Origin of the sequence: Photobacterium carnosum (genome assembly GCF_002849605.1) — a bacterium.
Classification (GTDB): domain Bacteria; phylum Pseudomonadota; class Gammaproteobacteria; order Enterobacterales; family Vibrionaceae; genus Photobacterium; species Photobacterium carnosum.
Map to the genome: position 1 here is coordinate 104,016 of NZ_NPIB01000006.1, position 24,724 is coordinate 128,739.

At 40.1% G+C, this 24,724-nt stretch carries 21 protein-coding genes; 7 read left to right on the forward strand and 14 right to left on the reverse strand.

Features of this window, described 5'->3' with window-relative positions:
- Nucleotides 1–111: 111 nt before the first annotated feature.
- From lysS to xerD, 5 genes are all read right to left on the reverse strand, one after another.
- The gene (gene lysS / locus CIK00_RS07480; protein ID WP_101768274.1) at nt 112–1,620 is read right to left on the reverse strand and encodes a lysine--tRNA ligase; all 1,509 of its coding nucleotides are present in this window, start codon (nt 1,618–1,620) and stop codon (nt 112–114) included.
- A gap of 32 nt (nt 1,621–1,652) precedes the next feature.
- Nucleotides 1,653–2,751, reverse strand: a protein-coding gene (gene prfB, locus CIK00_RS07485; protein ID WP_101768275.1) for a peptide chain release factor 2 whose coding sequence is annotated in 2 segments (ribosomal slippage) — nt 1,653–2,675 and nt 2,677–2,751 — 1,098 coding nt in all. Because the reading frame shifts where the segments join, the coding sequence is not laid out codon by codon here.
- A gap of 168 nt (nt 2,752–2,919) precedes the next feature.
- A complete protein-coding gene (gene recJ, locus CIK00_RS07490) occupies nt 2,920–4,644 on the reverse strand; it encodes a single-stranded-DNA-specific exonuclease RecJ (protein WP_101768276.1) in 1,725 nt (574 codons plus the stop codon).
- Between the two features lie 122 nt (nt 4,645–4,766).
- The gene (gene dsbC, locus CIK00_RS07495) at nt 4,767–5,495 is read right to left on the reverse strand and encodes a bifunctional protein-disulfide isomerase/oxidoreductase DsbC (RefSeq protein ID WP_101768277.1); all 729 of its coding nucleotides are present in this window, start codon (nt 5,493–5,495) and stop codon (nt 4,767–4,769) included.
- Nucleotides 5,496–5,654: 159 nt separating this feature from the next.
- Nucleotides 5,655–6,551 (reverse strand): site-specific tyrosine recombinase XerD, encoded by an 897-nt coding sequence (gene xerD, locus CIK00_RS07500; protein WP_101768278.1) that lies wholly within the window; start codon nt 6,549–6,551, stop codon nt 5,655–5,657.
- A 212-nt stretch (nt 6,552–6,763) separates the two neighbouring features.
- On the opposite strand from xerD, the gene fldB reads away from it, so the two are divergent.
- Nucleotides 6,764–7,285, forward strand: coding sequence for a flavodoxin FldB (gene fldB / locus CIK00_RS07505; protein WP_101768279.1), 522 nt, complete (start codon nt 6,764–6,766; stop codon nt 7,283–7,285).
- A gap of 71 nt (nt 7,286–7,356) precedes the next feature.
- Here the strand turns inward: fldB and brnQ are convergent, their stop codons facing one another.
- Complete coding sequence (gene brnQ / locus CIK00_RS07510) at nt 7,357–8,676, reverse strand: branched-chain amino acid transport system II carrier protein (protein ID WP_101768280.1); 1,320 nt, start codon at nt 8,674–8,676, stop codon at nt 7,357–7,359.
- A gap of 399 nt (nt 8,677–9,075) precedes the next feature.
- Here brnQ and CIK00_RS07515 point away from each other — a divergent pair, with 399 nt between their 5' ends.
- Complete coding sequence (locus tag CIK00_RS07515) at nt 9,076–9,786, forward strand: tRNA1(Val) (adenine(37)-N6)-methyltransferase (protein WP_101768281.1); 711 nt, start codon at nt 9,076–9,078, stop codon at nt 9,784–9,786.
- Nucleotides 9,787–9,981: 195 nt separating this feature from the next.
- A complete protein-coding gene (srmB, locus tag CIK00_RS07520) occupies nt 9,982–11,232 on the forward strand; it encodes an ATP-dependent RNA helicase SrmB (protein WP_101768282.1) in 1,251 nt (416 codons plus the stop codon).
- An 88-nt stretch (nt 11,233–11,320) separates the two neighbouring features.
- On the opposite strand, the gene yaaA is transcribed toward srmB, so the two are convergent.
- Nucleotides 11,321–12,094: a peroxide stress protein YaaA gene (gene yaaA / locus CIK00_RS07525; protein WP_101768283.1), complete on the reverse strand. Its 774-nt coding sequence runs from the start codon at nt 12,092–12,094 to the stop codon at nt 11,321–11,323.
- A 144-nt stretch (nt 12,095–12,238) separates the two neighbouring features.
- Nucleotides 12,239–13,654 (reverse strand): alanine/glycine:cation symporter family protein, encoded by a 1,416-nt coding sequence (locus CIK00_RS07530; RefSeq protein ID WP_101768284.1) that lies wholly within the window; start codon nt 13,652–13,654, stop codon nt 12,239–12,241.
- 463 nt (nt 13,655–14,117) lie between these two features.
- Here CIK00_RS07530 and CIK00_RS07535 point away from each other — a divergent pair, with 463 nt between their 5' ends.
- Entirely contained in the window at nt 14,118–14,300 is a 183-nt protein-coding gene (locus CIK00_RS07535; protein ID WP_101768285.1) for a DUF3545 family protein, read from the forward strand.
- Nucleotides 14,301–14,370: 70 nt separating this feature from the next.
- On the opposite strand, the gene ung is transcribed toward CIK00_RS07535, so the two are convergent.
- Complete coding sequence (ung, locus tag CIK00_RS07540; RefSeq protein ID WP_101768286.1) at nt 14,371–15,033, reverse strand: uracil-DNA glycosylase; 663 nt, start codon at nt 15,031–15,033, stop codon at nt 14,371–14,373.
- A 3-nt stretch (nt 15,034–15,036) separates the two neighbouring features.
- Nucleotides 15,037–15,885 (reverse strand): deoxyribonuclease IV, encoded by an 849-nt coding sequence (gene nfo / locus CIK00_RS07545; protein ID WP_101768287.1) that lies wholly within the window; start codon nt 15,883–15,885, stop codon nt 15,037–15,039.
- Nucleotides 15,886–16,247: 362 nt separating this feature from the next.
- Between nfo and grcA the strand changes: the two genes are divergently transcribed.
- Nucleotides 16,248–16,625, forward strand: coding sequence for an autonomous glycyl radical cofactor GrcA (gene grcA, locus CIK00_RS07550; RefSeq protein ID WP_045039507.1), 378 nt, complete (start codon nt 16,248–16,250; stop codon nt 16,623–16,625).
- Nucleotides 16,626–16,723: 98 nt separating this feature from the next.
- Here grcA and thrC read toward each other — a convergent pair whose 3' ends face one another.
- The 3 genes from thrC to thrA are packed head-to-tail and all read right to left on the reverse strand — an operon-like array spanning nt 16,724 to nt 21,436.
- Nucleotides 16,724–18,016 (reverse strand): threonine synthase, encoded by a 1,293-nt coding sequence (thrC, locus tag CIK00_RS07555; RefSeq protein ID WP_101768288.1) that lies wholly within the window; start codon nt 18,014–18,016, stop codon nt 16,724–16,726.
- 2 nt (nt 18,017–18,018) lie between these two features.
- Complete coding sequence (gene thrB, locus CIK00_RS07560; protein ID WP_101768289.1) at nt 18,019–18,975, reverse strand: homoserine kinase; 957 nt, start codon at nt 18,973–18,975, stop codon at nt 18,019–18,021.
- A 1-nt stretch (nt 18,976) separates the two neighbouring features.
- Nucleotides 18,977–21,436 (reverse strand): bifunctional aspartate kinase/homoserine dehydrogenase I, encoded by a 2,460-nt coding sequence (gene thrA / locus CIK00_RS07565; RefSeq protein WP_101768290.1) that lies wholly within the window; start codon nt 21,434–21,436, stop codon nt 18,977–18,979.
- 430 nt (nt 21,437–21,866) lie between these two features.
- Between thrA and aceK the strand changes: the two genes are divergently transcribed.
- Together aceK and CIK00_RS07575 are read left to right on the forward strand one after the other, a co-directional pair.
- Nucleotides 21,867–23,597, forward strand: a complete 1,731-nt coding sequence (gene aceK, locus CIK00_RS07570) for a bifunctional isocitrate dehydrogenase kinase/phosphatase (protein WP_101768291.1) — start codon at nt 21,867–21,869, stop codon at nt 23,595–23,597.
- A 152-nt stretch (nt 23,598–23,749) separates the two neighbouring features.
- A complete protein-coding gene (locus tag CIK00_RS07575) occupies nt 23,750–24,223 on the forward strand; it encodes a hypothetical protein (protein WP_101768292.1) in 474 nt (157 codons plus the stop codon).
- Here CIK00_RS07575 and CIK00_RS07580 read toward each other — a convergent pair.
- Entirely contained in the window at nt 24,206–24,709 is a 504-nt protein-coding gene (locus tag CIK00_RS07580) for a putative 4-hydroxy-4-methyl-2-oxoglutarate aldolase (protein WP_101768293.1), read from the reverse strand. The genes CIK00_RS07575 and CIK00_RS07580 overlap by 18 nt on opposite strands.
- Between the last annotated feature and the right edge of the window lie 15 nt (nt 24,710–24,724).

A 24,724-nucleotide genomic window follows, 5' to 3' on the forward strand; every position in this document is an offset into this window, starting at 1 on the left:
GATGTTATTAATGTTATTGTCAAAAAAACTAGATTTGTCGCTTTTTTGACCCTTTTTTTCGAGACAAAAAAAAGCCACCGCATTAGCGATGGCTATTTTATAACCGTTCGATTAATTATTTAGTTGTGGGCGCATTGCCGGGAACAAAATAACGTCACGAATGGTGTGTGTGTTAGTAAATAACATTACTAAACGGTCAATACCAATACCTTGACCTGCTGTTGGTGGTAAACCATGCTCTAGCGCAGTAATGTAGTCTGCGTCATAGTACATAGCTTCATCATCACCCGCATCTTTAGCACTAACTTGTGCTTTAAAGCGTTGGTCTTGGTCTTGAGCATCGTTAAGCTCAGAGAAACCATTTGCAACTTCACGGCCACCAATGAAGAATTCAAAACGGTCAGTAATGAATGGGTTTTCATCGTTACGACGAGCAAGTGGTGAGATATCTGCAGGGTATTCAGTGATAAATGTAGGTTGCATTAGTTGAGTTTCAGCCGTTTCGCCAAAGATCTCTTCTAGTAGCTGACCACATGTCCAGAAGCTTTCAACCTCAACATGTACAGATTTTGCAATCTTAACCATTAGCTCACGATCAGCAACGCCTTCGTAAGTTAATGCTTGGATTTCTGCGTGCTCTGGGTTGTATTGCTTGATTGCATCTAACATGCTGATACGTGCGTACGGACCTGCAAATTCAACTTCAAACTCACCGTAAGGCATTTTTGAAGAGCCTAGAACGTCAATCGCAACGCTGCTTAGCATTTCTTCAGTAAGATCCATCAGATCATGGTAATCAGCGTACGCCATGTAGAATTCCATCATAGTGAATTCTGGGTTATGACGAGGAGATAGACCTTCGTTACGGAAGTTACGGTTAATTTCAAACACACGCTCAAAACCACCAACCACTAAACGCTTAAGGTAAAGCTCAGGCGCAACACGTAAGTACATGTCGATGTCTAATGCATTATGGTGAGTGATAAATGGACGTGCTGTTGCACCACCAGGGATCACGTGCATCATTGGTGTTTCAACTTCCATGAAGTTTTTAGTTACCATGAAATTACGGATCGCTGAAACTACTTTTGAACGAATGATAAATGCACGACGAGAATCTTCATTTACAATCAGATCAACATAACGTTGACGGTAACGCATTTCTTGGTCAGTAAGACCATGGAATTTCTCTGGTAATGGACGCAGTGCTTTAGTTAGCAACTCGTAGTTATTCATTTCGATGTAAAGATCGCCTTTACCCGATTTGTGTAACGTCCCTTTAACACCGATGATGTCACCGATATCAAGGCCAGAATATTTTTCTTTTAGCTCTTTCTGAACATCTTTAGATGCATAAGCCTGAATACGGCCAGACACATCTTGAATTGCAAGGAAAGGACCACGCTTAGCCATAATACGACCAGCGATTGCATAAACATGACCGGCTTCTTCAAGCTCTTCCTTGGTCATTTCACCGTGTTTTGCTTCCAAATCAGCCGCTAAACTATCACGACGAAAATCATTTGGATGGCCATTTGCTTTGCAGTTTTTGCGGATCATGTCTAATTTAGCACGACGCTCAGCAATCAGTTTATTTTCATCTTGTATTTGGTCAGTCATGGGGTATACCTTAATATTTTACTGAAATTCGGTTAAAGACCTGATTTCAAGCTAGCTTCAATAAAACGGTCTAAATCACCGTCCAATACTGCTTGGGTGTTTCGATTCTCCACCCCAGTACGTAAATCTTTTATGCGGGAGTCATCCAATACATAAGAACGGATTTGACTGCCCCAACCAATGTCTGATTTAGTGTCTTCACTGGCTTGCTTTTCAGCGTTTTTCTTTTGCATTTCATACTCAAACAATTTCGCTTTTAATTGCTTCATTGCTTGATCTTTATTCTTATGCTGAGAACGATCATTCTGGCACTGTACAACAAGATTTGTTGGTAAGTGTGTAATACGTACCGCAGATTCAGTGGTGTTTACGTGTTGACCACCCGCACCTGATGCGCGGTATACGTCAATACGTAAATCAGAAGGATTGATATCAATAACAATATTGTCATCAATTTCTGGATACACAAATGCTGACCCGAACGAAGTATGACGACGGCCGCCTGAGTCAAACGGTGATTTACGTACTAAACGGTGAACACCTGTTTCGGTACGTAACCAGCCATAAGCATACTCACCGCTAATACGTACTGTGACAGATTTAAGACCCGCAACATCGCCAGCAGAAATTTCAATGATTTCGCTCTTAAAGCCTTTGGCATCCGCCCAACGCAAATACATGCGGAGCATCATTGATGTCCAATCTTGTGCTTCAGTACCACCAGAACCCGATTGAAGGTCAAGGTAGCAATCAGAACTATCATGATCGCCAGCAAACATACGACGAAATTCTAACTTAGCTAACTTAGCTTCAAGCTCAGCTAACTCAGGTTCAATCTCATCAAAGGTTTCTTGATCGTCTTCTTCAACCGCTAACTCAAGTAGGCCAGCGACATCTTCAACGCCTTGGTCTAATATATCAATGGTTTCGACTACTGCTTCCAATCCTGCACGTTCTTTACCCAACGCTTGAGCGCGTTCAGGTTCATTCCATACACCTGGTTGCTCTAGTTCTGCATTTACCTCTTCTAGACGCTCTTTTTTAGCATCATAGTCAAAGGTACCCCCTAAGGATGTCAGTACGTGCTGACACATCCTCAAGTCGGTTTTTAATAGGATTAATTTCGAACATCGCCACGCTTCATTACCGAAATAGATATAACCGCAAGATTCTATCGAATTGTAGATAGAATATACAGAGGGAGAGAAAGGTTATCAGAAAATTAATCCAAATATGGTGACAATCTAGGCTGTCAACGCCAAGATCATCATCACAACCCTTTCTCAAACTGAACTAAACTTATTTTGCTGCTAAATGTTCAACCATCAATTGCACACTGCGATTACCTCGAAATTCATTTATATCGAGGCGATACACCAATTCGATTTGCTGCACTGAAGCATCGGGCCAACACTTAAGATCAACATTAAATGCTATCGCATCAATCACACTTCCCCCAGCTAAAGGCTCAACCATCATTTTAAGATGTTTTCCTGCGACCAGCTTTTGGTGCAATAATCGAAACGTACCATCAAACGTCGGCTCAGGAAATTGTTGTCCCCATGGCCCACCAGCACGTAATATTTCAGCGGTCTCAAGCGTTAGTTCATGGGGTTGTAATTCACCATCACTGAGTAATACACCTTGTAATGCATCTTCATCTAACACTTTACGTACTGCGACATCAAACGCAGTGCTAAAAGCATCAAGCTGAGATTCAGGGATTGTCAGTCCGGCCGCCATCGCGTGGCCACCAAATTTTAAAATCATTCCTGGGTGCTGCGTATCAACCACATCTAACACATCGCGCATGTGTAATCCCACAATAGAACGACACGATCCTTTAATTTCACCCTTACCTGCATCAGCAAAAGCAATCACGGGACGATGATATTTATCTTTGATCCGCGAGGCTAAAATACCGATCACCCCTTGGTGCCAATCACGCTGAAACAGCACTAATCCATAAGGCATATCTTGGTGGTTAAACTGCAATCGCTCACAAATAGCAAGACCTTCTTCTTTCATCCCTTGTTCTATTTCTTTGCGGGTTTGGTTAAGTGCATCAAGCTCTGTTGCCATACGCCGCGCCGCTTGAATATTGTCACATAACAACAATTCCACCCCAAACGACATATCATCTAACCGCCCAGCGGCATTAATTCGAGGACCTAAAGCAAAGCCAAGATCGCTCGCGACTAATCGAGCAGGATCGCGATTGGCGACTTCAATTAAAGCTTGAATGCCTGGACGACACTTACCAGCACGAATACGCTGTAACCCTTGATGAACAAGAATACGATTATTACCGTCTAAGGCCACGACATCAGCAACCGTACCAAGCGCGACTAGATCAAGTAACTCCGCTAAATTAGGCACAGCCAATGCTTGTTGTTCAAACCAACCGTTATTACGCAATTCTGCTCGTAAGGCTAGCATTAAATAAAACGCGACCCCTACACCACATAATGCTTTAGAGGGAAAACCACATTGATCAAGGTTAGGATTGACCATCGCATCGGCGGCAGGTAAACAATCCCCGGGCAAGTGATGATCGGTCACCAGCACTTGCACCCCTTGCGCTTTTGCGGCTGCAACACCATCAATAGACGAGACACCGTTATCGACCGTCATGATAAGTTCTGCACCACGATCAATGGCTTGTTGTGCCACTTCGGGGCTTAAACCATAACCATCGTCAAATCGATTCGGCACTAAGTAATCTACATTACGACAACCCAACATTTTCAATGCCAGTACTGATAGCGCAGAACTGGTAGCACCATCGGCATCAAAATCGCCCACAATAATAATACGGGTATTGTTGGTAAGTGCCGTAACTAATAACGTCACCGCGTCAGCCATACCATAAAGCTGATTATAATTAAGTAATCCTTTGGCGCCGCGTTCAAGTTCAGCATCATTAGTGATACCACGGCTCGCATAAATACGTTGTAAAATAGCAGGGATCTCATTCGAGAAGCATTGAGGATCGACAACAGGACGACGCTTAATTTCTATCATAATAATGGCTTCTTTTATGGAATGATTATCTTTTCATCTTAACCAAATCACCGCCAACAAAAAAGCCTGATAATAATATCAGGCTTTTATACACGATGACCGATGTTGATAAATGGTCGTGATTAGCTTTTCGCTTTGCTATCCAATAATTGCAGTAACGCCGCTGGCGGTTGGTAACCAGGGATCATAGTGCCATCTTCTAGCACTATCGCTGGCGTACCATTAACCCCCATCGCAACACCTAATTGATATTGCTCCATCACTAAATCAGGACGCGGGGTAATTTTTGATTCATCAAAAGTGCCGCTCTTCGCATCATGCATTGCTTTAACACGATCTTTGGCTCCCCAAATTGCACTCATTTGATTGAAATTACTTGAACGCTCACCACCACGAGGGAAAGCTAAGTAACGTACTGTAATGCCCGCATCGTTATAGCCTTGCATTTCATTATGCAATTTACGGCAGTAACCACAGCTGGTATCGGTAAACACGGTCACCACATACTTTTCATTTTTAGCAGGATAAACAATCATGTCTTTATCCATACCCGCTAATTTAGCTTTATTTAACTGCGCCATTTTTTGCTCAGTTAAGTTCACCGGCTCAGCACCCGTATTTTGGTACAAATGACCCGCTAAAAAATATTGGCCATCATCAGAGGTATAAATAACACCACGTTCAGTCACCACTTCATTTATACCCGCCATTGGCGATGCAGTAATTGAACTTGGTGTTAAACCAATGGTTGACAATTGCTTGGTAATAGCCGTTACATCAGGCTTGGCTACCGCAGAAAAAGCAGTCAGTGCAATAGTAGTGGCTAGCACGGTGCGACGAATAAAATGCATCTTGTTATCCCTTTTAAAATGATGACAATCTCGATATAAAACAGACCGAGATTTCGACGATATAGTTTCAATTACGCTATTATTTTTATCCGCGCAGCATAAATGAAGTATTCCTAAATACAAATATTATCGCTAGTTTTAGCCAACAACGTCTCATAATTATGCGCGAGGATGATGGATTTGGTGCAATTGTTTCAATCTTTCGGTGGCGACATGAGTATAAATCTGAGTCGTAGAGAGATCACTATGGCCCAGCAACATTTGTACCACACGTAAATCAGCTCCGTAATTAAGCAAATGGGTAGCGAAAGCATGACGCATCACATGGGGTGATAATGAATCAGCATCAATGCCTGCCAATACCGCATAATATTTAATTCGATGCCAAAATGTTTGGCGCGTCATTTGACGTGCACGTCGACTTGGAAACAACACATCCGAACTTTTCTCGCCTAATAGTATCGGCCGTCCACTTTCAATAAACTGCTCGATCCAATCAACTGCATTTTCGCCCATTGGCACTAAGCGTTCTTTATCACCTTTACCCGTCACTCTCACCACACCTTGGCGCAAACTAACTTTATCCATGGTTAATGTGACTAATTCAGTAACACGCAACCCAGTGGCATACAACAATTCCAACATCGCTTTATCACGAAGTTCAAGTGGATCATTCACATTCGGTGATTCTAATAACGCATCAACTTGCGCTTCACTAAGATCTTTGGGCAGCCGTTTAGGTAGCTTCGGGGTGACTAGCATTGCACTAGGATCATCAATCCGTACTTTTTCGCGATACAAATATTGAAATAAACGTCGAATTGCCGACACCATGCGAGCGCGTGATGTTTGCTTATAGTTTTGGTCAAATAACCATAATTGATAACGTTGTAAATCATCAACTGAAGCATCAGAGACAACAATCGCTTGTTGTTGCATCCATTTTTGTAGTTTTTTTAAATCATTACGATAAGAGGCGAGAGTATTATCAGATAATCCTCGCTCCATCCACATTGCATCAAGAAAGCGTTCAATAATAACATCGTCGGTTACCATTTTTACCTCGTCATAAGCTGTGTCATAAGACGGTTTAAATATATGGATAAAAACACAGTATTCAGCGCATGATAGGATATTTAACCTTAAAAGTAACCTCGTTATCCATTTATTAAGCCTAATGTTATGGCTTGCAAGGCCACGCTAACCTTGAGCTCACCGATCAATACCGAGTACACTTCGATTAAAAATAAAAATAGAGGATACACAGCATGAAAATTGGTTTGTTTTATGGCTCAACCACCTGTTATACCGAAATGGCGGCAGAAAAAATTCGTGAATGTCTTGGCGCTGATATTATTGAATTACACAATATCAAACATACACCATTAGCTGAAATGAACCACTATGACATGTTAATTTTAGGCATTTCAACTTGGGACTTTGGTGAAATCCAAGAAGATTGGGAAGCAGTATGGCAACAACTTGATGGCTTACAATTACAGCAAAAAACAGTGGCATTATTTGGTTTAGGTGATCAAGAAGGTTATACCGAATGGTTTTTAGATGCGATGGGTATGCTGCATGATCAGCTTAGTGCAACTGGAGTCCAATTTATTGGTTATTGGCCTAACGATGACAGCTATCAATTTCAAGCATCAAAAGCATTAACAGCAGATAAAGCATTTTTTGTTGGTCTAGCATTAGATGAAGACAGCCAATATGAATTAAGTGATGCTCGTATTGAGAAGTGGTGTGAACAAATCATGCTTGAATATGCTCAACTATTATAATTAATATTATTCTATTTATAGAAAAGGGATGCCAGCGCATCCCTTTTTTAATTTGTTAAATCAAACAACTATTATATTTTAACACTATTTTTATCATCATCATTCGGCTGATTACCGCCAACGAAACGAGTAATAATTAATGCAATTAGCGTTGGTAAAACCCACGCCATACCATAATGAAATAATGGTAATGAACTAAACAATGACACATCAAATTTTAGGTACTTAGCAACATCAATCATGCTAAAAGCAAATGAGACTAATAACACCACACGGTATGCTAAACATGGATTAGGTAGCCATTTACGAATCAAGGTTAATACCACTAATGCAATAGCAACAGGATACAACGCGAATAATACTGGCACTGATAATGCAATTAGCATATTCAGACCAACATTTGCCACAATCGCACACACTACCGCTAATAATACTGCCCATTTTTTATAAGACATCGACGTTAGCGTACTAAAATAATCGGCACATGCACTGATTAAACCAATCGCGGTGGTTAAACATGCAAGTAATACAATCGCTGATAAAATAATTTGACCCGTTGAGCCAAATAAAGCCATGACGTACGTTGTTAATATAGTACCGCCATTACCAACACCAGCAGCGATACTTGAACTAGTTGCGCCAAGGTAAAATAATGATACGTAAACAAAAGCTAAACCTGTAGCAGCAATTAAACCTGCATAAATAAGGTAAGTGCAGGTAGTTTTATCATCAGTGATCCCTTTACCACGAATCACATCAACAATTAACATCCCAAACATTAATGCCGCAAAGGTATCCATGGTGTTGTAGCCTTCAAGGAAACCAGTAGTAAACGCTTGAGTAACATAATCACCTTGAGCTGCAACAATGGTTCCTTGTGGATTAACAAAAACCGCAATAGCTAATACCGTTAATACTACAAATAAAGCGGGTGTTAAAAATTTACCGATCATGTCGATTAACTTACCGCGAGACCAAGCAAAAAACAGCGCTACCGCAAAAAAGATAATAGAAAAAATAGTTAAGCTGGTTTGGCTAGCATCTGTAATAAAAGGTTTAACGGCCATCTCATAGGCAACAAGACCTGTACGAGGAGCAGCAAACGCTGGACCAATGATGATAAAAATCAACACTGCCATTAAGGTTGCTACTTTTGATGGTAAATCACGGGTTAACCCTTTCCAACCACCACCAGCCATCGCTACAGCAATAATACCAATAAGAGGTAAGCCTACAGCGGTAACTAAAAAGCCTGACATTGCAGGTAACATATTCTCACCCGCTAGCTGTCCTGCTAACGGTGGAAAAATAATGTTGCCAGCACCAAGGAAGAACGCAAAGGTCATAAAACCAAGCGCGATAATATCTGTTATTTTGAGCGTTTTTTTCAAACTGCACCTTCCACTCATTAATGGGTTATATATTGTGTCTGCATTTTTTATAATAAGTAGCACGTGTTATATGTTGCTATTAATTACGTGCCTTACAGCATAATGACTAAAAAGACTAACCTTAGCAATAGAGTAGCTAAAAACACCATATAATCTAGTTTTCGACCTAAAAAACCAGAGTTAATGACCGTATAAAAAGATCAAAACAAAACAAAAAACCGATCTAAAGTAAAAACACCATACTTACAAAAAAACACATAACACTACACCCCCAGATGAAAACAGAATATTAATAAAATGATCATCATTAATTGTCGTTTGATTATATAACATGCATTTTATATGCTTCTGTATATTTTATTAGCCTAATAGCCGTTCCTAAAATCAAGGAAAACAATAATGAGTCGCAGCTTTAATTTTAAACAATTTATAATCAATGATCATGGCTGCGGCATGCCAATCAGTACCGATGGCGTATTATTAGGGGCATGGGCTAATCTTCCGCAACAAGGACATATTGTTGATATTGGTACAGGTAGTGGATTATTAGCATTAATGGCAGCCCAACGTACACAAAGCACGACGATCACTGCCATTGAATTAGATTCAGTCGCAGCAGCGGCGGCAACAGCTAATTTTTCATTATCACCATGGGCATCACGACTGCAATGTATTAAGAATGACATTACTCATTGGTGTCAAAATATACCACCAGCCACAATTGATAGTATTATCTGTAATCCACCCTACTTTAATGCAGGTCAACATGCACAACAGCAACATCGTGCGACTGCTCGTCATACCGATAGCTTGAGTCATCAACAATTACTCGTAACTATTAGCTATTTATTAACCATAGACGGTAGTGCTAGCATTATTCTCCCCACCTATGAAGGCCAACAGTTAATCACTCAAGCACACACTTACGGGTTATACTGCCAACGTCGCTGTGATGTTCGCACCACCGATCAAAAACCAGTAATGCGGACATTAATCGAATTAACTAAAAATTGTTCTATTACTAAACAACAACAGCTTTGCATTCATACTGATAACACTTACTCACCTGATTTTATTACACTTACGAAAGATTTTTATTTAAAAATGTAATCTGTCACAGTATAAAATATAATCAAGCAATCACGAAGATTAAGCATTAACTGAAGTTTTTATGTTTTAATCGGTGTTACTTACGCCAAGAGTGGCTATAATGCCGCCCCTTAATATAAATACCCATGTTCTGGTTACACTGTACAAACACAGTAACGAGAACATATTTAGCATTTGTCTTGGGAGAGATAACTGGTGAAAGACTTTTCCGAATTAGAGTTAGATAGCGAGCTATTACGAGCGATTGACGAGATCGGCTATAGCCGCCCAACCGTAGTTCAAGCGCAGGCTATCCCTCATGCCCTTGACGGTAAAGATGTCATGGCTTCTGCACCAACAGGGACCGGAAAAACAGCTGCGTTTCTGCTTCCAATGATTCAGCACTTGCAGGATTTTCCGCGCAAAAAATCGGGCCCTGCACGTGTATTAATCTTAACGCCAACCCGTGAGTTAGCGATTCAAGTTGCTGAGCACGCAAAAGCACTTTCTAAGTACACCAACTTAAAAGTATTTACCATTACTGGTGGTATTTCTTACGATGAGCATGCTGACCTACTTGGCAAAACGCAAGATATCGTCGTAGCAACACCAGGCCGTTTAATGGAATACATTGAGTCTGAGAAATTTGATTGCCGTGCGATTGAATGTCTTATTCTTGATGAAGCTGACCGTATGTTGGATATGGGCTTTGGTAAAATCGTTGAGCGCATCAATCATGAATGTCGCTGGCGTCGTCAGAGCTTATTATTCTCAGCAACCTTAGAAGGTAAAGGCGTACGTGAGTTCTCAGAAACAATTCTGAATGAACCACTTGAAGTTAATGCTGATCCATCTCGTCGCGAACGTAAAAAGATTCAACAGATGTACCTTCGCTGTGATGATATGGATCATAAACTTGCTCTACTTGCGAAAATCATTACCGAACAAGCTGAACGTACCATCATTTTCGTAAAAACACGTGAGCGCCTAGGTATCCTTCGCGGTCAATTAGACGCAATGGGCATCCCTTGTAACTGGATTCAAGGTGAAATGGCACAGGCTGCGCGTACTAACATGATCACCCGTTTTCGTGATGGTGTAGTAAACGTATTAATTGCCACAGATATTGCGGCACGTGGTATTGATTTACCCGATATTAGCCATGTTATTAACTTTGATATGCCCCGTACAGCTGAAGTGTATTTACACCGAATTGGTCGTACCGCTCGTGCTGGAAAAAAAGGTACAGCAATTGCGTTGGTTGAAGCACATGACCAAAGCATGATGGAACGTATTAGTCGCTACATGCAAGAAGAAGTGCAAGAGCGCTTTATTCATGGCCTACGTCCAAAAACGAAAAAATCAAATACGGCTAAAAAGAAGAAAAAAGTCGATAAAAAAGTAAAAGAAGCGAAAGCGAAAAAGAAAATCAAACAAGCAGCTAAAAAAAGCCAAGCTAAGTCATAGTTTTCTCTTTTACAAAACAGACAAATAACAAGGCCAACGCTAATGCGTTGGCCTTCTTTTTAGTCTTAAATAGACATTCTTATATTAATTATTGCTGTTCACGCTTAAACACTAACTCTGTCGATGTTGATTCTGCAGCAACAAAATAATAGCCGGCACAATCAAACTGTTGTAATTGAGCGATAGACGTTAATTGATTATCCAAAATATAACGTGCCATCATTCCACGGGCTCTTTTGGCATAGAAACTGATGACTTTATACGTCCCATTTTTACAATCTTTAAAAATAGGAGTAATTAATTGAGCGTTGAGTTTTTTGGGTTTAACTGCTTTAAAGTATTCATTGGATGCCAAATTAACCACAATATCATCGCCTTGTTCAGCGACGGCTAAATTAAGCTTCTCGGTAATAATATCACCCCAGAATTGATACAAATTACTGCCACGAGAGTTCGCTAAACGGGTGCCCATCTCTAAACGGTATGGCTGCATCAAATCCAGCGGCCGCAACACGCCATAAAGTCCAGATAACATTCGCAAATGCTGCTGTGTATAGGCAAACTGCGATTCGGTCATGGTTTCAGCTGCTAAGCCTGTATAAACATCACCTTTAAATGCCAAAATCGCTTGGCGAGCATTATCAACGGTAAATATTGGCTGCCATTCAGCAAAACGAGCCGCATTTAATCCTGCAATTTTATCACTAACCTTCATTAAGCTCGCAATACCCACAGGTGTGAGCTCTCGACAAACATCAATCAATTCAGCTGAATCAACGGTTAATTCAGGTAACGTGTAAGTTGTTGTCGCTAACGGGGAGGTATAATCTAACGTTTTTGCTGGTGATACCACGATTAACATAAGGCTTTTTCCTTTAAAGTCTGACCTATTTAGACTAACACCATCAATAACAAAAACCACGCATAACTGCCATGATTATGGCTATTTCATTAATAGATATAACAACGGTTAACGCACTCGATCTTGTGTTGATAATAATGGTAATTAATCCCAAATACCCGCTTCAAGTTGAGCGTGTAATTCAGGATAATCTTGACTATTAAACGTCGGCGTTTTACCTAATGCTAACTGCTTATTATAATCTTGTGCCAACTTAACCACCGTACCGGAAAGAAGCACTATTGCAACTAAGTTGATCATCACCATCATTGCCATTGAAATATCAGCCATTGCCCATACGGTAGGTAAATCAGCCAATGCACCAAACATCACCATGCATAACACTACGATTCGGAATATATTCAAACCCAATTTATGGTGCTGCTTTAAAAAAATCAGATTAGTTTCAGCATAAGAATAGTTTGCAACCAATGATGTAAAAGAAAAGAAAAAGATAGCAATCGCAATAAAAATCCCACCCCAATCACCCACTTGTGAGCTAATGGCTTTTTGAGTTAATTCAATACCCGTAATACTGCTATGTGGCTCATATTCGCCAGACATTAAAATAATCGCAACCGTTGCAGAACAAATAACAATGGTGTCTATAAATACCCCCAGCATCTGCACATAACCTTGTGACGCAGGATGTGGAGGATAAGGTGTTGCTGATGCCGCAGCATTAGGTGCCGATCCCATACCTGCTTCATTAGAAAACAACCCTCGTTTGAGACCATTAATCATTCCTTGAGCAATGGTATATCCCAACGCACCAGATGCAGCTTCTTCAAACCCAAACGCACTCCGGAAAATAAGCATTAAAATATGCGGTAACTGTTCAATATTACTGAGCATAATAAACAGTGCCAACGCCAAATAACATAGCGCCATGGCTGGTACTAAAATTTCAGCTGTTCGTGCAATTGTGCGCATGCCACCAAAAATAATAATGCCCGTTAATACCACTAAACCAAGGCCAACATATTGCGGTTGCCATCCAAAAGCGACATGCGTTGCTTGAGTAATAGAGTTAGCCTGCACGGCATTAAAGACTAAACCAAAAGCAATGATCAGACAGATGGAAAACATCACCCCCATCCACCGCATATCGAGGCCGCGCTCCATATAATAAGCGGGGCCGCCACGATAATTACCATCACCATCTCGAGTTTTATACAACTGTGCTAATGTACTTTCGGCAAAAGCCGTCGCCATACCTAGCATCGCAATTAGCCACATCCAAAAAATAGCACCAGGGCCACCTAATGTTAACGCAACAGCGACTCCTGCCATATTACCAGTGCCAACTCTTGCAGCAAGACTGGTACACAATGCTTGAAAAGATGAAATACCCGACGAGTCTGACTTACGGCTATTTTTCATCACTGCAAACATATGTTTAAAATGACGAAACTGAATAAAATTAAGACGATAAGTAAAATAAATGCCAATACCAATCAGCAAATATATCAATATCGACCCCCACAACAAATCATTGATAAAGTTAATTTGACTGGCCATATTCACACCTTTACAAATCGATAATTAGCAAAAAAAATAGCGCCAACATTGGCAATAATACGTTACAGGTATTTTTTATAATCTTATAAAATTCAAACTATAAGCTCAGTCACAAGGTACAAAGTTGTTATAAAAATAATAATCATCCAATTATCAGCATTTTTACAGTGTGTTACAAAACTTACAACCTTATATATTTACGGATTATCACCCGTTAAAAATTGATTTTATTTATACAATTAACCGTCTTAACGCAATATCGATAACTAAAACTATAAAAGCCCTATTTAACACTAATAATGGTTTGTTTTTTAATCTTTCACTCAACAACTGTGATATCAAGCACACAAAAAATTCATCTCTCAGTAACAAATGAGAAACAGTTCAATTTTATTGTTAGTCATTCTATGGTAATAAATACTCACATCGCTTACACCAAGCGAAAAGTAGGAATAGGTGCTTTATGGATAGCTTTGCATTCGATGATATGATGATAACGGATACAATTTCTCGTCGCTCTCGTGCTAAACCAGAAAAACGAAAGTGGCGCGAAATTGAAGCGTTGAAAGACCGTCAAAGACTACGTCGAGAACTACAAGATATGGATATGTGCGGTAGTTTCAAAAGTGATGATTTTGATTTTTAAATATATTATTAAAACGGCCAGCATTTATGCTGGCCGTTTTATTCCTAAAAACAATACTTTTCAAGATGGCTTATAATTGCCAATCAACTGATGATTTATTCATCATAGTCAATAAAGCATTGGTCTCTGAAAAATGCTTACAACCAAAAAAGCCACGATAAGCTGATAATGGCGATGGATGTGCAGATGTTAATACATGGTGCCGCTCAAGATCTATTTTTTTGCATTTCTTCTGTGCATGCGCGCCCCACAATAAAAAAATCACCCCTTCAGTATTGTCATTAATATATTCAATAGCGCGATCGGTAAACGTTTCCCAGCCAATTTTAGCGTGAGAATGGGCATTGCCTTGCTCAACTGTTAATACCGTATTAAGCAATAGTACCCCTTGCTGTGCCCATGATTGTAAATAGCCATGTTCAGGAATAGTAAAGCCTTTGATATCAGTAGCTAATTCCTTATACATATTAACCAATGATGGCGGCGTTTTTACACCGGGTAATACCGAAAAACTAAGACCATGAGCTTGATTAGGGCCATGATAAGGATCTTGGCCTAAAATCACGACTTTTGTCGCCATTAATGGCGTACTGAAAAAAGCATTAAACACATCATCTTGGGGAGGAAAAACAGTTTTACCCTCTGCACGAGCCGTAGCAACTGCTTGTTCAATATCATTAAAGTACGGTAATTGTTGTTGCTGCTCGATAAATGTTTGCCAGCTTGCCGTCATCGGTTAACCCTCTTGTTCAAAACTACGTAAAGTCGTAATTTCATGATGCCAGATATCAGGATTAATAGTTTCCAATATCAACGGCATATTATTAAATCGATTATCTTGCATTAAGAATCGAAAGCAATCCCATCCAATCATCCCTTCACCTAGACTATGATGACGATCCAAATGACTACCTAAATCCCCTTTAGAATCATTTAAATGCATTGCTCGCAAATATTGCATACCAACCACTTGATCAAATTCAGCAAACGTCGCTGCAGTCGCTTCCATAGTCCGTAAATCATATCCAGCGGCAAAGGTATGGCAAGTATCAATACAAACACCCACTCGATCTTTATCGTCAACTTGAGCAATAATTTCAGCCAAATGTTCAAAACGCCAACCTAAGTTAGATCCTTGACCTGCCGTATTCTCAATCACGGCGATCACATCATCCACTTGTTGATGAGCTAAATTAATCGATTCAGCAATCAGGGCTAAACAGGCCGTTTCTGATATTTTTTTTAAATGACTGCCTGGGTGAAAATTTAACAAATGTAACCCTAACTGCTGACAACGTTGCATTTCATCAACGAAGGCCAAACGTGATTTTTGTAACTTTTCGGCATCCGGTGATCCTAAATTAATCAAGTAAGAATCATGCGGTAAAATCGCGGTCGCATCAAAATTTAACTGCTGACATCGCGTCTTAAACGCCATAATAGCATCAGCATCTAACGGCTTAGACAGCCATTGGCGTTGATTCTTCGTAAACAATGCGAATGCATTTGCACCAATAGCCGTAGCATTTGAAGGGGCATTGTATACACCACCAGCAGCTGATACATGTGCACCAATTAGTTTCATAATAACTCCTACAAATAATAACCAAACAACATATTAATAACACTAATAGCAATGGTGATACTTAACATATAAATCCATAAAAAGTGACGCTTTATTCACCTTTTGCATATAAGCACACACTGTAATGTTGTTATTTTACAACAAAATAACATTCAACTTATTTTTTAAATTTGATATTTTTAGTTGATTCCCCAGTAAAATGCAGTTAGATTGACCTAGCTCAATAAAACAGCCCTATTATATTTAAGGTTTTTTGTTGTAACTTGATCTAGATCAATACACAAACATGCATTGAACGCTATATAATAGAAAGCTCAATACTAAAACGAATAAATTAACAACCATTTTCTTGGAGAAAAGTTATGATTACTGGTATTCAAATTACTAAAGCAGCAAACGATGATCTACTAAACTCAATCTGGATCCTAGATAGCGAGTCTAATGAAGCACGTTGTGTTTGTGCACCTGGCAGCTACGATGCTGACCAAATTATTGCACAAGCAGATCTTGGTGACATTGAGTACCGTGAACTAGCTATCGAAGCACCAACTAAAATTGAAGGTGGTCAACACTTAAACGTTAACGTTCTTAAGCGTGAAACACTACAAGATGCTGCTGCTCACCCAGAAAAATACCCACAGCTAACAATCCGTGTATCGGGTTACGCTGTACGTTTCAACTCACTAACAACAGAACAACAGCAAGACGTTATCGCTCGTACTTTCACTAGCAGCCTATAATTTTTAGCCTAGTGTAAGTGTCTTGATTTGAGCAAGATGCTGTCATAAAAAAGGAGCCCTGAGGCTCCTTTTTTGTATTATTTTGCACTTCAAGCTTATTATAATAATGGCTGAACAGAATACAAAACAGCCTTAATCGCAGCAAAATTATTAGCAGCATCTAAAGATAATAGCGGCAATGCATTATGTTTAGAGAGTGGCGCAGGCAGTGGCAGATCAGTACCAAGAATGTCATCAACCACGTCTTTAAACTTTGCCGGATGCGCGGTACACAAGAATAAACCCGTTTCACCTTCTGCTAATTGTTGCTCAAGCACATTATAAGCAATCGCACCATGTGGCTCACACAAATAACCATCGGCATACATTTGCTTTAATGTCACCGCCGTTTGTTGGTCATCAACCACGCCATAGCCTAGCTCGTCTAATCCCCACCCTTTAAGCTGACATAACTCTTCAATACGTGGCCAGTTATTGGGCTGACTAACGTCCATCGCATTTGAAATCGTGGCAACGGTCGCCTTTGGTATCCACTCTCCGGTTTGTAAATAACGTGGAACCGTATCATTAACATTCGTCGCCGCAATAAAGCGTTTAACCGGTAAACCTAATGATTTAGCTAATAGACCCGCAGTTAAATTACCAAAATTACCACTAGGTACGGAAATAACGAGTTGCTTACGCTCTGCTTTTGATAATTGTGAGACCGCCTCAAAGTAATAACAAATTTGTGCCATTAGACGACTAATATTAATTGAGTTTGCGGAATTTAAACCAATATCAGCCCGTAACGCTGCATCATCAAAAGCTTGTTTTACCAATGCCTGACAATCATCAAAAGTACCATTCACCGCCACAGTGGTAATGTTATGACCTAATGTACAAAATAGCTTTTCTTGCAGTGGGCTGATTTTGCCTTTGGGGTACAAAATCACCACTTGAATATTATCCATACCATAAAAAGCATGAGCAACCGCAGCGCCTGTATCACCAGAGGTTGCCGTTAGAATGGTAATGTTACCGTCACTATCGGTTACCGCCGCTAAAGATTGCGCCATAAAACGGCCACCAAAGTCTTTAAAAGCTAATGTCGGACCATGAAACAGTTCCAATGCATACACACCAGATTTAACCTGTTTAATTGGCGCAGGAAACTGAAACGCACTATCAACCATTTGAGTCACAGTTTCGCAGCTTAGCTCTTCGCCAATCAATGCCGATAAAATCTTGCTGCTGCGGCTCACAAAATCCATCGCGAGCAACGCATCAATGTCACCCAGTTGTGGTAATTGTGCTGGAAAAAATAACCCTTGTTGACGACCTAAACCTTGTCGCACTGCCTGACTAAATGACACTTGCTGTTGGTGTTCTTTCAAATTATATAACTTCATCGCTATAATTCACTCCCTGTGACTTTTGCACCTTGTTTATCTAGCTGACAAACATGCACAAATCCTTGATCATTTTGAATATAATTATCAGCTAGCCATTTAGCTAACCGCTGTGCGACCTCAAGATTAGTACAAACACTAAACATCGTTGGTCCAGAACCTGAGATACCACTCGCAATCGCACCCGCTTCTAACGCATATTTTCGAGCTTGATTAAAACGTGGTAATAACTTTTCACGATAAGGCTCTGCCACAACATCATGGATCATTTTGGCGGCTAACAAGGGTTGTTGTGAGTGGCAAGCATGGATAAACCCCCCCAGATAACGTCCATGTGCAATCACATCTTGGCGACGATATTGAGCAGGTAAAATTGCCCGCGCTTCTGCGGTCGGCACTTTAATCCCCGGATATGCCATCACCCAATACCAATCATCAAAACAAGGGATCTCTTGGCTGATAATATCCATTTCTTGGACCATAAATTGCAACCCACCGAGAAAGCAAGGCGCAACATTATCGTAATGAACACTGCCAGAAACTTCGCCTTCCATCTCCCCCATTAAGGTCAGCAATTCATTACTGGTTAATGGTTGTTGATGATATTGATTTAAAGCATCAAGCGCCGCCACAATGGAACATGCACTTGAACCTAAGCCAGAACCAATCGGCATGTTCTTTTCTAATGTGACAGCCACTGGCAATAACGTAATACCTTTATAATCCAATTCACGAGCAAACACTTGCCAACAGCGATACACAATATTGTCTTGTGCTTGTGGCGGTAACTTATCCACAAAAGCGCCGACACATCGCAAACTAAATGCCGACGTTCCCGCTGCAACTTCAACCCGATCCCCTAATAACGAACCATCAATAGGAGAAACTGCCGCACCTAACACATCAAAACCAACACTGACATTACCAATAGATGCTGGCGCATAAACAACAACACTCATGTTATATACCTCGCTTCCAACCTAAAGTACGCATTAGATCGGCAAATACACCGGCGGCAGTCACTTCAGTACCCGCGCCATAACCACGTAGCACTAAAGGAATCGGTTGGTAGTAACGGCTGTAAAACGCTAATGCATTTTCACCATCTTTAATTTTAAACATCGGATCATCAGGATTCACAGCTACAATCTTGACGTTACACTTACCATGATCAATCTCACCCACATAACGTAATACTTTATCTTCTTTTGCGGCAGTCGCAGCCAGTTCAGAGAAATACGTATCCGCTTCGGGTAAACGAGCCATAAATTCATCAACAGAACCCGAAGCATCAAAACCTGGTGGTAATGCTTGTTCTACCACTACATCGTCAAGCTCTAATTCTAATCCGGCTTCACGAGCTAAAATCAGTAGCTTACGCGCAACATCCATACCAGAAAGATCATCTCGCGCATCAGGCTCAGTAAAGCCATTATTACGCGCTACCGTGGTCGCTTCACTGAAACTCATGCCATCATCTAGCTTACCGAAAATATAAGATAAAGAGCCAGATAAAATCCCCGAGAAACGCATTAACTCATCACCCGCAGCCAGCAAGTTTTGCAGATTTTCAATCACCGGCAAACCTGCACCAACCGTGGTGTCATACATAAACTTACGATGACCCACTCGCGCAGCTTGACGCAATTGTTGGTAGTACGCCATGCTGGCAGTATTGGCTTTTTTATTCGGTGTAATAACGTGGAAACCCGTCGCTAGATAATCAGCATATTGCTCAGCAATGGTTTGATCAGACGTACAATCAATAATAACCGGATTAATAATATGGTTATGGCGCACTAACTCAACCATGCGTTGTAATTGCAATGGCTCATTAATCGCCCCCATCAAATCACGCCAGCTATCCAATACAAAACCATTACTGTTAAGTAATAACCCTTTACTGTTCGCCACACCACAGACACGGATCACAATCCCTTTTTGAGCTAATTTTTGTTGCTGGCGGTGGATTTGGTCAATCAATTCACCCCCGACGCCACCAACACCAACAACAAACACATCTAACGTATGTTGACTATTGAATAAATTCTCATGACAGGCTTTAACCGCTTCTGATACTTTATTTTGAGGAATAACCGCAGAAATAGCGCGTTCAGAAGAACCTTGTGCAATCGCTACAATATTGACATCGACTTCCGCTAATGCCGTAAAGAATCGCGATGCCACACCGTGTGACGTTCGCATACCATCACCGACTAACGTTACAATCGATAAATCATCACTGAACTCAACCGGTTCTAATAAACCTTCTTTTAATTCAAGTTCAAAACTGGCAATTAACGCTTTTTTTGCCACAATCTTATCGGCCGTTTCAATACAAAAACTAATGCTATATTCAGATGAGGATTGCGTAATCAGAACGACGGACACACCAGCCGTCGACATCGCACCAAACACACGCGCAGCCATGCCAACCATGCCTTTCATTCCCGGACCGGAAACGTTAACCATGGTCAAATCTTTTAAAGTAGTAATGCCTTTAATATCGAGCTGATCTTCACCCGTATCTTGACCAATGAGCGTGCCAGCACCTTGAGGGTTAAAACTGTTTTTAATTAAACACGGAATTTGAAATTGAGCGATCGGAGCAATGGTTTTGGGATGTAATACTGACGCGCCAAAATAAGAGAGCTCCATAGCTTCTTGATAGCTTAATGATTTCAATAAGCGAGCATCAGGCACTAAACGCGGATCACAGCTATAAACACCATCAACATCAGTCCAAATTTCACAACAATCGGCCCGTAAACAAGCCGCTAACACTGCCGCTGAATAGTCAGAACCATTACGACCTAAAGTCACTAACTCACCTTGAGCGTTACCCGCAGTAAAGCCCGGCATAATACAAACGTGACCAGTGGGTAGTGGGTTATTAAGAAAATGCTGTGTTGAAACTTCAATATCAACATGCGCTTCAAGGTAATCACCGTCAGCATGTAAATACTGTATCGGATCAATCAAACTTGCCGCCTGACCTTTAGCTTCTAATAATGATTTCATTGTTGCAATCGATAACCGCTCACCTTTACTGATCACTTTGGCGTACACGTTATCAGGGCATAACCCTAACAGTCTAATTCCATGAACATATTGCTGTAATTGCTCAATAGTCGTTGCTAATTTAGCCATTAATAATGGTTGTTCAAAAGCAGGTTCAAGTGCTTTAAGCCCATTAAAAAGATCATTAAAAACGGTTTCTAATGTCACTATTTGCTGAGTAGCAATGCCTGAAGTTACCGCACTTTCAATCACAGCAACCAAATTATTAGTAACCTTACCTGGTGCTGATAGCACCACCGCAACTTCACCTTGTTTGGCATTACTGGCAATAATATCTGCTGCTCTTAAAAATCGCTCTGCATCTGCTAGTGACGATCCGCCAAATTTAAATACTCGCATTCCCTACTCCCGAGTGACTATCCTGAACTACTTGCCTACCGACAAATATTACTCAATTGATGAATTTAAATTTAAAAAAAACCCGCAGCTCTTTATGAGTTGCGGGCTTGTTGTAATTCTGCGCATATCAGCCCGCACCAACACCGGTAATGTTAATGGTCATAATCGTGGTTGTGATGCTAGTGATACGGGATAGATTTACCATTATTGTCATTTCTCTTTACATGCTGTTACCTTACGATTGCATGAATAACAACATAGAGTCAATAAAGTTTTTACAATTATCACATAAAAATTACGTTATCGCATTCTGCTATCTTAAGCCTTTTAATGCTCAAAAAAACAACAATAATATTTGCAGTCCACTACAGAGCGTTGCATAGTAAATAAATAACGAACCATAATATTGTCATCATTTAAGGATAAACTGATGAGTGCAGCCATGGAGTCACTAATAGCACATACTATTTTACAAGGCTCTGACGCCATGTTTGGCCGCTTTCTTGACGTAACAGCCGAAGCGCAACAACGTTTTGAACACCAACAATGGTCACAAGTACACCAAGCATTAAAAACCCGCATCAGTTTTTATGATCATCATGTTGAGTTAGTCACTAACCAAATTCAAATCATGCTTGGTGGCCAATATGCTAATCAGATTTGTTTAACCGCCGTAAAACAGGCTTATCAGAATTTATTGGTTGATTATCCTCGTTATGATATTGCTGAAAGTTTTTTTAATTCGGTCTATTGCCGTATCTTTAAACACCGTAATATCAACCGCGATAATATCTTTGTTCATAGCTCACAACAGCACCGCATTCCAACTTACCCAAGCACATTAACCCGTCATTATCGTGTCCAAACAACAGTAGCGGCAATGATAGAAAGAATGCTTGATGATCAACCGTTTACACTTAATTGGAATGATAAGCAGCGTGATATTCAATTATTGGTTACCCACTTAGCAGCAGAACTAGGTGATAAGCTTGATCAACAATTAACCTTAGAGCAAATTCGCGAACCTTTTTATCGTAATAAAGCCGCTTATCTGGTTGGAAAACTGACTTTTGCAAACGGTGAGTCATTGCCTTTAGTGCTCCCCATACTCAATCATAAGGGACAGTTATTACTGGATGCGGGTATCTGTAACGTTAATGATGTCAGTGTTATTTTTGGCTTCGCCCGTTCTTATTTTATGGTTTATAGTCCCGCACCTGCTGCCTTAGTGCGATTTTTAGCCCAACTTCTACCCAATAAAAATTTAGCCGAACTCTATACGGCAATTGGCTGCCAAAAGCATGGAAAAACAGAATTTTATCGCCAATTTTTAGATCATTTAGCACACTCAGACGACCAGTTTATTATCGCACCGGGCATCAAAGGCATGGTGATGTCAGTCTTCACTCTGCCTTCTTATGATTTTGTATTTAAAATAATTAAAGATAAATTTGCACCACAAAAAGACATTAGCCCTCACGTTGTTAAACAAAAATATCAACTGGTAAAAGAGCATGATCGCGTCGGCAGAATGGCGGACACGCAAGAATACCGTCATTTCAGTTTTCCTCGCCACCGATTTAGCGACGAATTAATTCATGAGTTATTAACCATTGCCCCATCAATTGTTACGGTCACCGATGATGATGTGATTATTGAACACCTTTATATGGAACGGCGGATGATCCCGTTCAATATTTATATTGAAACTGCTAATGATGCAGATTTACGTTACGCGGTAAATGAATATGGCAACGCGATTAAACAATTAGCCGCCGCCAATATATTTCCAGGAGATATGCTATTTAAGAACTTTGGGGTTACCCGTCATAAACGCGTAGTGTTTTACGATTATGATGAAATTACTTATATGAGTGAAATGAATTTTCGAAAGATTCCTGTAGCGCGTTATCCTGAAGATGAAATGGCAGCTGAACCTTGGTATAGCGTTGGGATTAATGATGTTTTCCCAGAAGAGTTCCGTACTTTTTTATTGATCAATCCTAAAGTAAAAACATTGTTTAATGAATTACATCAAGATTTGTTTGAAGCCAGTTATTGGCAGCATTTACAAAATAATATAAGCCAAGAATTGTATCCTGATGTTTTTCCTTATCATGCTCGTCATCGGCTCCATATTAATATCAACAAACCACAATGATAATGAACAATTGTTATATAAGACGATATTACGCCTAAGTTGTGGCAACGCTCATACAATAGCTACCTAATGAATATTTATTACTTATAACACTTACTCTCAACGTAATATGACCTATGATTTAGAATAATGTCGATGTGATGGGAGTGAGCATGATTAAATATTACATAAGTATTGTGGGATTACTTATCGTGTTCAACATGCCAACAGCATCAGCAGCCGCAACAATAGAAACCAACCTAACTTATAATGGGGGTGAAAAACTCACATCTGGGTGGTTTTTATCATCACAATCACGCCAACAACGTTTTGATGTATGGCAAATAGACAGCGGCTACGCTTATTCAGTCACAGACAATACGCAACTGTATGTCAGCACCCATTTAACCACCAGTACCAACGCTCAACCAGCATCAAGTGGATTAACATCTGGGATTAAATACTCTGTATCATCACGCATCAGTATTAATAGCGCGATCACATCAGACACCGTTAATAATCACACCTCATTAGGGCTAGAACTGAGTAGCCAATATGATGTATCACAAAAAGTAAATGTCAGGGCAACCGTTGATTATGCTGAACTTGAAAAAATCATTGAGCTAGGCTTAGGGTTCAGTTTTTAATACGCTCAAATCTAGCGCTTTACTTGCCAAAATAATCCCATTTAAATCAGCATAAATATAATCATTTGGATAAATTGGAGTATCTGCAATATTTAATACAACATTATTTTCACCCATCTGACGCTTATCTGTTTTAATTGGGCATGCCGCAAGAGCTTTAATACCTAATGGTAATTGTGCCAATATCTCAACATCTCTAATAGCACCATGCACAATAATTCCTTGCCAATTGTTTTTGATGGCTAATAACGCTAATTGATCACCAAATAACGCTCGGCGACAACTACCATGACCATCAATAAACAATACCTTACCACTACCGTCGATTGATAATAAATCACGCACTAAACTGTTATCTTCAAAACAGCGTAATGTCACTATTTGCCCCCAAAATGGCGAATTACAACCATAATCACGTAATGTTAACGGTAGCAAACGAATATCTTGCGCATAGTAGTCGCATAAATCTGGTAATAAATCCTTCATTAATCTTCTCCTATC